This is a genomic window from Mesorhizobium sp. BH1-1-5, from assembly GCF_020165615.1.
Lineage (GTDB): Bacteria > Pseudomonadota > Alphaproteobacteria > Rhizobiales > Rhizobiaceae > Mesorhizobium.
In genome coordinates, this window is sequence record NZ_JAIUIM010000023.1 from 1 (window position 1) to 12,344 (window position 12,344).

Consider the following 12,344-nt stretch of genomic DNA (forward strand, 5'->3'; position numbering starts at 1 on the left):
GGCGCCCCCCCCCGGCCCTTTTTCGTTTCGGTCGCGATCAGCCGCGCTTGAGCAATGCCCACACGGCCGGCACGAGGCTGGCGGCCAGAGCCACCTTGATCAGATCGCCGACGATGAAGGGCAGGACGCCGAACTGCCAAGACTTCTCCGGTCCGATGAGCATCGCCAGCCAGGCAAAGCCCATGGCCATCATGACGACCTCGGCGGTCAGCATGGCGCCGAACAGCTTGAACGGATTGCGGTCCCAGCCGCGATCGGCGGCCCAGCCGGCGATCGCCGCCATGACCACGAAGCCGGCAAGATAGCCGCCCGTCGAGCCCAGCATATAGGCGATGCCGATGCCCTTTTCCGGCGTGCCCTGGAAGACCGGCCAACCAAAAGCGCCCTCGGCGAGGTAGAGAAGGAGCGTCGCGACGGCCAGCCGCAGGCCGAACGCCGAGGCGATCAACAGCACGGCAAGCGTCTGCAGCGAAATGTCGACCGGGCCGAGCACCACCTTGGTCTTGGCCGAAAGCGTGAGCAGCAGCGTCCCGGCAAGCGCCAGGAAGAGCTGGGTCGCAAGCCGGGCGGCGCCTCGATCCGGCAGGGTGAGAGAAACAAGCGGGCGCATCGTGGTTGCAATTGCCATGGTCTTCCCCATTCTGGCTGATTTGCTGGCTTTGATTTTCCTATATTGGCTTCCGTATCGGGCGGCAATCACTTTGCCGCATTGCAACGGAGCCCGCCGGCATGGCCCTTGAATTCGAAACCAGTTTCGATCCCGCCTATGGCCGGGCGGTTGCGGTTGCGCCGGATGTGCTGCGCATCACCGCCAGAAACCCGAGCCCGTTCACCTTCCACGGCACCAACAGCTATCTCGTCGGCCGCGACACGCTGGCGGTGATCGATCCGGGGCCGGAAGACGACGCCCATCTCGAAACGCTGCTTGCGGCGATCGCCGGCCGGCCGGTCAGCCACATCTTCGTCAGCCACACCCATCGCGACCATTCGCCGCTCGCGGCGCGGTTGAAGGAACTGACCGGCGCGCCGACGCTTGCCGAAGGCCCGCACCGGCCGGCGCGGCCTTTGCGTATCGGCGAGGTCAACCCGCTCGACGCCAGCGCCGACCTTGGCTTCGTTCCCGATGTCGTGCTGGCCGACGATGCGCTGACCCAGGGCGACGGCTGGGCAATCCGCGCCGTGCTGACGCCCGGCCACACCGCCAACCACGCCGTGTTTGCCCTCGAGGGCACCGAAATCCTGTTTTCGGCCGACCATGTCATGGCGTGGTCGACCTCGATCGTCGCGCCGCCCGACGGCGCCATGGCGGACTATATGAGCTCCCTCGACAAGCTGCTTGCGCGCGACGATCGCGTGCTTTTGCCGGGCCATGGCGGAACTGTGATCGCGCCGCAAAGGTTCATGCGCGGCCTGAAGACGCATCGCAAGATGCGCGAAAGGGCGATCCTGGAGCGGATCCGCTCCGGAGACCGGACGATCAAGGAGATGGTCGCGGCGATCTATCGCGACACCGACCCGCGATTGCACGGCGCCGCCGGACTTTCGGTGCTTGCCCATCTCGAGGATCTGGTCGCGCGCGGCCTAGTCGCAACCGAAGGCGAGCCGGCCATCGACGGCATTTTCAGTCCCGCCGGCTGATCACTCGGCCGGCGCCGCGCCGACCTGCCCGGCGACTTCCTGGTCGAGCTCGGCAAGGAAATCCGTGATGCGGGCGGCATTGTCGCCGAGGTCGTAGCGGCCGTAGCGCGAGGCCGAGCGCATGTCGACGATGACCTGCTCGCCATCGTCGGTGACGCGGATGGCGACGTCGGCCGGCAATCCGAGCACGAAGCCCTTGGCCAGCGCGTTGATCGTTGCCTCGCTCTGGCCGTTGATGTCGGGATAAGGCGCCGTCAACTGCCAGTCGCGGCGGTCGAGCACGGTCTCGACAGCGTCGACGACGGTTTCGAAGGGCAGATTGTAGCTGCGCCCGCTGACCAGCGGATAGGAGTCCGCCTGCAGGCTCTGTTCGCCAGGCGTGGGCGGCGACAGCTCGTTCATGTCACCGGTACGATCGCTGGTGTCCAGCGCCGGCGGATCGTCGAGATCGGTCGAGATATCACGCAGCGGCGGATAGATCGTCGCCCAATAGGCGGCGACGCCGTAGGGCGCCAGCACCAGAAGCGCCAGCAACGCGCCGACGCTGAGATCGCGGCCGCCGCGATCGCCAAAACTCCAGACCCGCGACAGGCCGAGGCCTGCCAGCAACAAGGCGAGCGCCGCCAGCAGCGCCACGACCGCCAGCACCCACAGGAAAGGCGGCGTCTCGACGAGATCGAGCCGATAGCTGGCAACGACGGTGAGCAAAAGGACAAGAGAAAATGCCCCGATCCGCCGCGACCAGCCGGCCGCCCTAGACGTCTGCCGTTCAGGAATAGATGCCATTCTTTGCCGTGTCGTCCCAACCCGGGCCGAGAGTTAGCGGTTTTTGGCGCGGGCTTGAAGCCGAAAGATCGAAGATTTTTCGTCAATCCGTCGGCAGGCGGTAATCCTTGAACTGGTGGCGCAAACTGGTCTTCTGGATCTTGCCGGTGGCGGTGTGCGGAATTTCGCCGACGAAGGCGACGTCATCGGGCATCCACCACTTCGCCACCTTGCCGCTCATGAAGGTGAGAATGTCGCCCTTGCTCGGCTCCCTGCCGGGCTTGCTCACGACGACGAGCAAAGGCCGCTCGCCCCATTTGGAATGCGGGATGCCGATGGCCGCCGCCTCCGCCACGTCCGGATGGCCGACGGCGAGGTTCTCGAGATCGATGGTCGATATCCATTCGCCACCGGACTTGATGACGTCCTTGGCACGGTCGGTGATCTGCATGTAGCCGTTGGCGTCGATATGGGCGACATCGCCGGTGTCGAACCAGCCATCGGCGTCGAATTGCTCGGCGCCGGCGCCGCCATAATAGGCGCGTGCCACCGCGGGGCCACGCACCTTGAGATGGCCGAAGGTCTTGCCGTCCCAGGGCAGCGCGTTGTCTTCGTCGTCGGTCACTTTCATTTCGACGCCGAAGGGCGAAAAACCCTGTTTGCCCTGGACATCGAGCCGGGCCTCGCCGGTCAGCGCCTCATATTGCGGCTTCAGCGTGCAGAGGGTGCCCAGCGGCGACATCTCGGTCATGCCCCAGGCATGCACCACCTGCACATCGTAATTGTCCTGGAACTTGGCGGTGATCGCGCGCGGACAGGACGCCCCGCCGATCACGACCTTCTGCAGATAGGGCAGCGTCTTGCCGGTCTCCTCCAGATATTGCAGCAGCATCATCCAGACGGTGGGCACGGCGGCGCTGAACGTCACCTTTTCGGTGTCGAGCAGTTCATAGATCGAGGCGCCATCCATCCTGCAGCCCGGCATCACCAGCTTGGCGCCGATCATCGGCCCGCTTTGGCCGAGCCCCCAGGCGTTGGCGTGAAACATCGGCACGACAGGCAGAATCACATCCCGCGTGGATATGCCCATGGCATCGGGCATGGCCGCCATCATGGCGTGAAGGACATTGGAGCGGTGGCTGTAGAGAACGCCTTTCGGATCGCCCGTCGTGCCCGAGGTGTAGCACATGCCGGCCGCGGTGTTCTCGTCGAAGCTCTTCCAGGCGAAGGCGCCGTCGGCCTCGGCCAGCCATTCCTCATAAGCGACGGCATTCGCCAGCGACGTTTGCGGCATATGAGCCCTGTCGGTCAGCACGATCACCTTTTTCAGCGATCGGACCGCGCCGGCGATCTTTTCCAGGAGCGGCACGAAGGTAAGGTCGACGAAGATCGCCTTGTCCTCGGCATTGTTCATGATCCAGGCGATCTGCTCGGGAAAAAGCCTCGGGTTGAGCGTGTGATAGATCCCGCCGATGCCCATGATGCCGTACCAGGCCTCGATATGCCGGGCCGTGTTCCAGGCAAGGGTCGCGATGCGGTCGCCGAGCCTGAAGCCGTCGCGCTCCAGCCGCTGCGCCACCTTGAGTGCCCGGTGATGGATTTCGGCAAAGGTCGTGCGCACGATCGGGCCCTCAATCGAGCGTGACACGATCTCCCGGCTGCCGTGCTGGCGTTCGGCATGGTCGAGCAGCTTGTGGCAAAGCAGCGGCCATTCCTGCATCAATCCAAGCATCTATTCCTCCCCTTTGCGCATTCGCGTCGTTTGTTTCACGCATTGTGGAACGAACCGGCGGTTTGTCCAGCCGTCATAAGTCGAAGCCCGTGGATGGATCGAAGAACCTGAAAAAACCGCCATAATCCGGCCATCGTCGCCGTTAAGTTTCATTAACGGGCTGGGTGAGATTGGCGAATGGAGTGGTTCGCATGGACGCGCAGCTCGACGATAAAGCCCTCGAAAGCACGCTTGCCGAAAGTCTGGACGATCTGACGCCGGACACCAAAATCGTTTCCGAAGACGAATTTGCCGAAGTCGTCGGCGGCGCGCTGGAGGCCGTCGGCGGAACGTTGCTGTTCAAGATGCGCGTCGAAAACGGCGCCGAGGGCGAGCATGTCGCCGCGGCTTGCATCGGCAACGCCGACAATCGTCAGTTTCTGCTGCTGACGTTGCCGACCAGCGGCGGCGCGCTGAAGGTCGAAACCGCGGCAAGGAGCACCAATCCGGTCGCGGGCATTGCCGCCGCCTATGCCGGCCTCATGGATGCTTTCAAGACGGCCGCCTGACGGTTGGAGCAGTTCCAGGAAAAGCGCGCAGCGGTCGGGCTCGGCGCCTTCGCCGTAGCCCTCCGTCCGGAATTGCCTGGAACAAGAATGGAGCGGGTCGGCGATCCCGTCGAACGCCGAACCGCTCGGGACCCAGACTTCAATGAATGGTGATGACACCTCGCGCCGCGCGCGCTTGCACGATGCGCCTGCCCTACACATGTAAGTCTCCCCCGAGAGCGTTCACCGTTTCACGGAAACAGCGAAGCGCTCTCTCTTTGTTTTGACGCAATTCCGGACGGAAAACCGCTTCGCACTTTTTGCTGGAATTGCTCCAGGAGACCATTCATGGACAAGTTCGCCAATCCAGCCCCCGGCTTTCAGCGCAATCCCGACAAGGTAATCACCGTCGAACCCTATCGCGGCAGCGTCACCGTGCTCGCGGGCGACACCGTCATCGCCCGGTCCACCCGGGCCAAGGTGTTGTCGGAGCCGCCCTACCCGGCGGCCTTCTACATCCCGTTCGACGACATCGATTTCAGCAAGCTCTCCGGCACCGAGCACTCGACGCATTGTCCATACAAGGGCGATGCCAGCTACTGGAGCGTCCAGCCGGCCGGCGAAGCCGGCGAGAATGCAATGTGGGCTTATGAGGCGCCATTCGACGAGATGGCCGAAATCCGCAACCACGGCGCGTTCTACACGAGCAAGGTAACGGTCGAAGCCAAGCCGGACTGAGGCTCAACACAGCCTGGCGGCGCGTGAAATCCGGTCAGTCCGTCGTGCCGTCGTTGCCCTCGGCATCGTCGAGGCGCACGAAGGTCATGCCCTTCTGCTTCAAGGCGAGCAGGCCCTGAACCACGCCCTCGCCGGCCGCGTGGGTCGGCTGGTTGATGTGGGCGATGATGACGTCGCCGTCCTTGGCCGCGCCGATGCGGCGTGCCGTTTCCTTCGCGCCGAGCAGCGAGCCGCCGTCGCCATTGACCGAGAAACCGGCGATCTTGAAGCCCAGCTTGCGGATCATGGCGATCGCCGAGGGGCTGTATTCGGCGGTGGCGCCGCGGAACCATTTTGGCGCCGGCCCGCCCGCCCCGGCCAGGGCTGCGGCGCCGGATTCGACCTCGGCCTGCACAGCGCCCGGGCTGCCGGCGCTGCGGATGCCGTAGATCTTCCGTGGCGTATCGACCGCCGGAATGTGGCGGCCGCCATGGTTTTCCAATTCGAACAGATCAGGGTGCGCCCGCATGATCTCGATGGCTTCGGCATTGCGCTTCAGCCAGATGCCGGTAACGAAGATGGTCGCCGGTATCCTGTTGTCGACAAGCGCCGAGAGTATCCTTGTGTCGGTCTTTCCGCCGCACGCATCGAGCGTCAAGGCGACGCGCCCGCCGCGGCCTTCAAGACCCTGCGGCTTCACATGCAGCGTCGGCTCGAGCAGCGTGGCTGCATTGGCAAGCGACGGCGCGAACAGCGACAACGCCATCGCGCAAAGAGAGTTTCGAAGCAGACCCATCATCCATTCCAAGCCGGCGCGCTCGGTCAGTCGCCGCATCACGCCGAGAAAACTTGCCCCTACTTATCTCAACAGACTGGCATCTAGGCGAAAATGGGGACGTCCAACAGAGCAAAAGGAGCAATCGCGAAAAATTGCTTTCGCCTTACATCTCGGCTTCCAGGGCAGTGTGCGTCCGCGCCAGGAGTTCGAGCACAGCCTCGACGACCGGGGCAACCTCCAGCCGCCAGACGCAGCAGGCCTTGTTGGGATCGGGCCGTTCGCACAGGTCGCCGCCGACGCAGTCGCAAGGCATGGACGGACGCATCGGGATGTTCGGCGCACCGACCGGCCCCCAGCGGACCGGGCTCTGCAGGCCGAACAAGCCGACGACAGGAATACCGGCCGCAGCCGCCATATGCATGGGGCCGCTGTCATTGCCGAGAAACAGCCGCGCCTGCTTGAACAATGCCGGCAAGGTCTCGAGCGGAAGCGCCCCGACCAAGTTGACGATCCGGGTCTTCGCGTTCGCCAGAACCTTTTCGACCACCTCGTTCTCGTCCGGACTGCCGACCAGGGCGACGTCCAGACCGGTTTCGGCCGATATCCGGTCGATTGCGGCAGCAAAGCGCTCGGGCTGCCAGCGGCGCCCGGGGAAGCTTGCCCCGGCATGCACCGCGACGAAGGCGCCCGGCCGAAGGTGGAACTTGTCCAGCAGCGCCAAGGCTTTCGTCGTCTCGATCGGCATCGGCCGGATATCAGGGCTCGGCGCACGCAGCTCTATGCCAAGCGCCTCCAGCGGCGAAAGATAGCGATGGAGAAAGTGCCGTCCGCCATAGCCGAACGGCTTTGCCTTGACATTGGCGGGTTGGCGCTCGAGCCAACGTGGGGCCCTTTCGGACGGGTGATATCCGACGCGAACCCGTGCACCAAGCAGTCCGGAGATGAACCGCGACGTCTTCGTATCGGTGATGTCGACGACCATATCGAAATGGTAGCGGCGCAATTTAAAGAGCGTGAGAACGAGTTCCTGCGTGCGCCGCAGCGGCGTGCCGCGCATATAGGAACGGCGGAATGTCACGACTTCCGAGGCGATGTCGTTGGCCGTGAGGAAGCTGGCGAAGCGGCCGTCGCAGAGGAAGACGATACGGACGCCGGGATATTCGAGCTGCAGATTCCTCGCCAACGCGGAGGAAAGAACGAGATCGCCAATGTGCTTCGTTTGCAGGATCAGGATCGACCTGGGGGGGTCGGAGCGAAGCTGCGATATCCGTGTCCGGGCGCCGGACGGATCGGAGTCCACGAAGCTGGGTTGAGACGTAGACATGTGGATCCGTCATGCGCGTGTTTCACGTGGCTCTCATATACAAGACGGCAGGATTTTGGACCAGAGTGACTCGCGCACCGATTGGGCTTCCCGTTTCACGGAAAAGCAAAGGCGCCGAGCCTGACATTTCAAATCTTTCCCGGAATTGCTCCAAGAGGCGCGACGCGACCGACGGGCGGCTTTTCCGCAGATGTCAGACCGCGGCTTCCAGGACAATCTCGGTGCGCGCCAGGAGTTCCAGCGCGGCCTCGACGACCGGATCGACCTCCAGGCGCCAGACGCAGCATGCCTTGCTCGGATCGGTCCGGCGGCACAGGTCGCCGCCGACGCAATCGCAAGGCATCGATGGCCGCAACGAGATGCTGGGCACGCCGACCGGCGCCCAGCGAACCGGATTGGTCAGGCCGAACAGGCCGACCACCGGCGTGCCGGCCGCGGCCGCCATATGCATGGGTCCGCTTTCGTTGCCGAGGAACAGCCGCGCTTCCTTGAGCAGCGCCAGCAGCGTTTCCAGCCGCAACGTGCCAGCCAGGTTGACAACCGGCGTCTTCGCCGCGGCCATGATCCTGTCGGTTGCCTCGCTCTCGTCCGATCCGCCGACCAGAACCACGCGCAGGCCGGTTTCGCGGACGATCCTGTCGATCGCTTCGGCAAAGCGCTCCGGCTGCCACCGGCGCCCCGCGAAGCTTGCCCCGGCATGGACCGCGACAAAAGCGTTTGGCTGGATGTGGTGCCTGGCGAGCAGCGCCAGGGCGCGCGTCGTCTCAAAGGGCAGCGGTCGAATGGCAGGCACCCTGACGCGCAGGTCGACGCCGAGCGCCTCCAGTGGAGACAAGTAGCGATAGAGGTAGTGCTTTTTGCCAAATCCGAAGGGTTTCATCTTGACATTGGCGGGCTGCCGCTCGTGCCAGCGCAAAGGCCGCTCCGTCGGAAAGTAGCCGACCCTGACCGGGGCATTGACCAGTTCGGAAATGATCCGCGAGGTCTTGGAGTCGGTGATGTCGATGGTCATGTCGAAGCGGTGCTGCCGCAACGCGCGCACCGTGCGGAAGAGCTCGCGTCCGCGTTCGAGCGGCGAGCCCCGCATCTTGGCGCGGCTGAAGGGGACGACCTCGGTGGCAATGCCGTGCGCCGTCAGGAAGCCGGCGAAATGCGTCTCGCAGAGGAACACGATCCTGACACCCGGATATTGAAGCTGCAGGTTCTTCGCCAGCGCCGAGGCAAGCACGATGTCGCCGATGAACTTGGTCTGCAGGATCAGGATCGAGCGGTAAGTGGATGGGGAAATCTGCAACATGGGTTTCCGACACCAATAAATTCGGTGTTGGAAACTCCCTTGAAACGATGTCGAGATTCAGGGCCGTCACACGCACGTTCGCGTGACATTGCATACAAAATCGTAAGGTATCCGAACGTCCCTTAAAGCGCGTCGCGCCGAAACGAATTCAGGCAACGCGCTTTAAGTCTGTGTTTTGGTGTATGTCGTTGTCCCGGAATCGCCGCGCACTTCTGGGCGACACGCGTCAGGCGCGCTTTGCCGCGCTCTTCGCCGCAGCCACCGCAGCCTGCGCGGCCGCAAGCCTGGCGATCGGCACCCGGTAGGGCGAGCACGACACGTAGTCGAGGCCGACCTCCTCGCAGAAGCGGATCGAGGCCGGATCGCCGCCATGCTCGCCGCAGATGCCGAGCTTGATGCCGGGCCGCGTCGCCTTGCCTTTTTCGGCCGCGATCCGCACCAGTTCACCAACGCCGTCGACATCGAGCGACACGAACGGATCCTGCTCGATGATGCCCTTCTGCCGGTATGTTTCGAGGAAGGACGCGGCATCGTCGCGAGAGATACCAAAAGTCGTCTGCGTAAGATCATTGGTGCCGAAGGAGAAGAATTCGGCCGCTTCGGCAATGACATGGGCGCGGATCGCCGCGCGCGGCAATTCGATCATCGTGCCGGTCAGATAATCGATCTTGGTGCCGGTTTCCTGCATGACGCCTTGCGCCACCGCGTCGATGCGCGCCTTGACGTATTCCAGCTCCTTCGCCAGGCCGACCAGCGGCACCATGATTTCCGGCACCACCAGCGCGCCGGCCTTGCGGCCGGCCTCGACCGCCGCCTCGAAGATGGCGCGCGCCTGCATCTCGGCGATCTCCGGGTAGGAGACGGCGAGCCGGCAGCCGCGATGGCCGAGCATCGGGTTGAATTCATGCAGCGCCTCGGTGCGCTGGCGAAGCTTGTCGGCCGAGACGTTCATGGCTGTCGCCACCTCGGCAAGCTCGGCCTCGGTCTTGGGCAGGAATTCATGCAGCGGCGGATCGAGCAGGCGGATCGTCACCGGCAGGCCGGCCATGATCTCAAACAATTCGAGGAAATCCGAGCGCTGCATGGGCAGCAGCTTGTCGAGCGCCGCGCGCCTGTCCTTCTCGGTGTCGGCCAGGATCATCTCGCGCATGGCGACGATGCGGTCGCCATCGAAGAACATGTGCTCGGTGCGGCAAAGGCCGATGCCCTCGGCGCCGAAGGAGCGCGCCATGCGCGCGTCGAGCGGCGTTTCGGCGTTGGTGCGCACCTTCATGCGGCGCGCGGCGTCCGCCCATTCCATGATGGCGGCGAAATCGCCTGACAGCTCCGGCTGCAGCATGGCGACCGCTCCCTTGAGCACCTGGCCGTTGCCGCCATCGATGGTGATGATATCGCCCTTGCGGAAGGTCTGGCCCATCGAGAGCAGCGTGCCGGCCTTGTAGTCGACACGCAGCGAGCCTGCGCCGGACACGCAGGGCTTGCCCATGCCGCGCGCCACCACCGCGGCATGGCTGGTCATGCCGCCGCGCGTGGTGAGGATGCCTTCGGAGGCGTGCATGCCGTGGATGTCTTCAGGGCTGGTCTCGATACGCACCAGGATCGCCTTGCGGCCTTGCGCCTTGGCGTCCTCGGCATCGGCGGACGAAAAGACGATCTCGCCGGTGGCGGCGCCCGGCGAGGCAGGCAGGCCCATGCCTATGACGTCGCGCGCGGCCTTCGGGTCGATGGTCGGGTGCAGGAGCTGGTCGAGCGAGGCCGGATCGATGCGGGCGACCGCCTCCTCCTTGGTGATCAGCCCGTCCCTGGCCATCTCGACGGCGATCTTCAGCGCCGCCTTGGCGGTGCGCTTGCCGGAGCGGGTCTGCAGCATCCACAATTTGCCGCGCTCGATGGTGAATTCGAGGTCCTGCATGTCGCGGTAGTGCTTTTCCAGCCGGTCGGAGATGTCGACGAAGGCCTGGAAGGCGTCGGGCATAAGTTTCTGCAGCGACGGCTTGTCGGAGCCGGCGGCGATGCGCGCCGCCTCGGTGATGTTTTGCGGCGTGCGGATGCCGGCCACCACGTCCTCGCCCTGGGCGTTGACCAGGAATTCGCCGTAGAGCTGCCTGTCGCCGGTCGAGGGATTGCGGGTGAAAGCGACGCCGGTGGCGGAGGTATCACCCATATTGCCGAACACCATGGCCTGGACATTGACGGCCGTGCCCCAGCTTTCCGGGATGTCGTGCAGGCGCCGATAGGTGATGGCGCGGTTGTTCATCCAGCTCGAGAACACGGCGCCGATCGCGCCCCAGAGCTGCTCCTGGGGATCCTGCGGGAACGGCTTGCCGAGCTCTTCCTCGACCTTGGCCTTGTAGAGGCCGATCACGCCTTGCCATTCCTGCGCCGTCAGCCCGGTGTCGAGCTCGTGACCGAGGCTTGCCTTCTGGTCCTCGAGGATTTCCTCGAACACTTCGTGGTCGAGGCCCATGACGACGTCGGAATACATCTGGATGAAGCGGCGGTAGCTGTCATAGGCAAAACGCGCATCGCCGGAATCGGCGGCCAAAGCCTCGACCGTCTCGTCGTTGAGACCGAGATTGAGCACCGTGTCCATCATGCCGGGCATCGAGGCGCGGGCGCCGGAGCGCACGGAGACCAAGAGCAGCTTCGACGGATCGCCGAAGCGGCGGCCCGTGATCCGGCCGATATGGTCGAGCGCGGAGACCACATCCGTCTCAAGCGCGCCAGGATAGCTGCGGCCATTTGCGTAGTAGGCGTTGCAGACCTCGGTGGTGATGGTGAAACCGGGTGGCACCGGCAGCCCGAGGCTGCACATCTCGGCCAGATTGGCACCCTTGCCGCCGAGAAGGTTGCGGTCGCCGGCACGGCCTTCGGCGGCACCGTCGCCGAAGGTGTAAACCCACTTGGTCATGCTTGCCCTCCAGTTCGTGGAAGATAGAACATCCGGACGATTGTCCGGTTCCCCGCCTTTTCCGAACCCGAGCGATAGGATGCTGCAGTGCGAAAGGCAAGGCACCGGCAAAGCAGGCACCGCCGCTAAAATCGATTAAGCAAAAGCTGCGTCAAAAAGACTTGCCGACCAGGATGGCGCCATATAGAACATAACAGGAACATAGTGGAGTAGCGTGATGAAACTCAACGGAAAACTCGACTATCTGGAGCTGCCGGCGACGGGCGGCACGCTGGACAGCGTCAAGTCCTTCTACAGCGCCGCCTTTTCATGGTCGTTCACCGACTACGGCCCGACCTACGCCGCCTTTGCCGAAGGCCTCGACGGCGGCTTCCAGGCGGATGCCGGCGAAGCACCGGCCAAGCCGCTTCCGGTCATCTATTCCAAAAATCTCGAGGAAACGCTGGACGCGGTCGAGAGTGCCGGGGGCACCATCGTCAAGCCGATCTTTTCCTTCCCCGGCGGCAGGCGGTTTCATTTCACCGATCCGGCCGGCAACGAACTGGCCGTTTGGGGACATTAGGAAAGACGCGGATTTCGAGGCGTTTTTGCTGTTGACAGCCGAGGGGTTGCCGGGCTCATTCCAATGAGCGGCGGCAATCTTCCAACAGCAAAG

General features: G+C 64.1%; 11 protein-coding genes. 4 read left to right on the forward strand and 7 right to left on the reverse strand.

What is annotated here, in order from left to right; genetic code table 11:
• Positions 1–37: 37 nt before the first annotated feature.
• The gene (locus LB572_RS25775) at positions 38–628 is read right to left on the reverse strand and encodes a biotin transporter BioY (protein ID WP_140803386.1); all 591 of its coding nucleotides are present in this window, start codon (positions 626–628) and stop codon (positions 38–40) included.
• A 101-nt stretch (positions 629–729) separates the two neighbouring features.
• Between LB572_RS25775 and LB572_RS25780 the strand changes: the two genes are divergently transcribed.
• A complete protein-coding gene (locus LB572_RS25780) occupies positions 730–1,638 on the forward strand; it encodes an MBL fold metallo-hydrolase (RefSeq protein ID WP_224669724.1) in 909 nt (302 codons plus the stop codon).
• Here LB572_RS25780 and LB572_RS25785 read toward each other — a convergent pair whose 3' ends face one another.
• A complete protein-coding gene (locus LB572_RS25785; RefSeq protein WP_224669725.1) occupies positions 1,639–2,424 on the reverse strand; it encodes a DUF1499 domain-containing protein in 786 nt (261 codons plus the stop codon).
• An 82-nt stretch (positions 2,425–2,506) separates the two neighbouring features.
• The gene (locus tag LB572_RS25790; protein WP_224669726.1) at positions 2,507–4,135 is read right to left on the reverse strand and encodes a fatty-acid--CoA ligase; all 1,629 of its coding nucleotides are present in this window, start codon (positions 4,133–4,135) and stop codon (positions 2,507–2,509) included.
• 191 nt (positions 4,136–4,326) lie between these two features.
• On the opposite strand from LB572_RS25790, the gene LB572_RS25795 reads away from it, so the two are divergent.
• Both LB572_RS25795 and LB572_RS25800 read left to right on the forward strand, forming a co-directional pair.
• Entirely contained in the window at positions 4,327–4,683 is a 357-nt protein-coding gene (locus LB572_RS25795; RefSeq protein WP_140803382.1) for a hypothetical protein, read from the forward strand.
• A gap of 327 nt (positions 4,684–5,010) precedes the next feature.
• On the forward strand, positions 5,011–5,400 hold the full coding sequence (locus LB572_RS25800) for a DUF427 domain-containing protein (protein WP_224669727.1): 390 nt from the start codon (positions 5,011–5,013) through the stop codon (positions 5,398–5,400).
• A 34-nt stretch (positions 5,401–5,434) separates the two neighbouring features.
• On the opposite strand, the gene LB572_RS25805 is transcribed toward LB572_RS25800, so the two are convergent.
• The 4 genes from LB572_RS25805 to ppdK form a co-directional block, all read right to left on the reverse strand.
• Positions 5,435–6,175 carry a polysaccharide deacetylase family protein gene (locus tag LB572_RS25805; protein WP_140803380.1) on the reverse strand — a complete coding sequence of 247 codons (741 nt, stop codon included), beginning with the start codon at positions 6,173–6,175 and terminating at the stop codon, positions 5,435–5,437.
• A gap of 145 nt (positions 6,176–6,320) precedes the next feature.
• On the reverse strand, positions 6,321–7,214 hold the full coding sequence (locus LB572_RS25810) for a glycosyltransferase family 9 protein (protein ID WP_224669728.1): 894 nt from the start codon (positions 7,212–7,214) through the stop codon (positions 6,321–6,323).
• A gap of 460 nt (positions 7,215–7,674) precedes the next feature.
• Positions 7,675–8,778 carry a glycosyltransferase family 9 protein gene (locus LB572_RS25815; RefSeq protein ID WP_140803378.1) on the reverse strand — a complete coding sequence of 368 codons (1,104 nt, stop codon included), beginning with the start codon at positions 8,776–8,778 and terminating at the stop codon, positions 7,675–7,677.
• Between the two features lie 226 nt (positions 8,779–9,004).
• On the reverse strand, positions 9,005–11,689 hold the full coding sequence (ppdK, locus tag LB572_RS25820; RefSeq protein WP_224669729.1) for a pyruvate, phosphate dikinase: 2,685 nt from the start codon (positions 11,687–11,689) through the stop codon (positions 9,005–9,007).
• 217 nt (positions 11,690–11,906) lie between these two features.
• On the opposite strand from ppdK, the gene LB572_RS25825 reads away from it, so the two are divergent.
• Positions 11,907–12,251 (forward strand): VOC family protein, encoded by a 345-nt coding sequence (locus tag LB572_RS25825; RefSeq protein ID WP_224669730.1) that lies wholly within the window; start codon positions 11,907–11,909, stop codon positions 12,249–12,251.
• Positions 12,252–12,344: the final 93 nt, after the last annotated feature.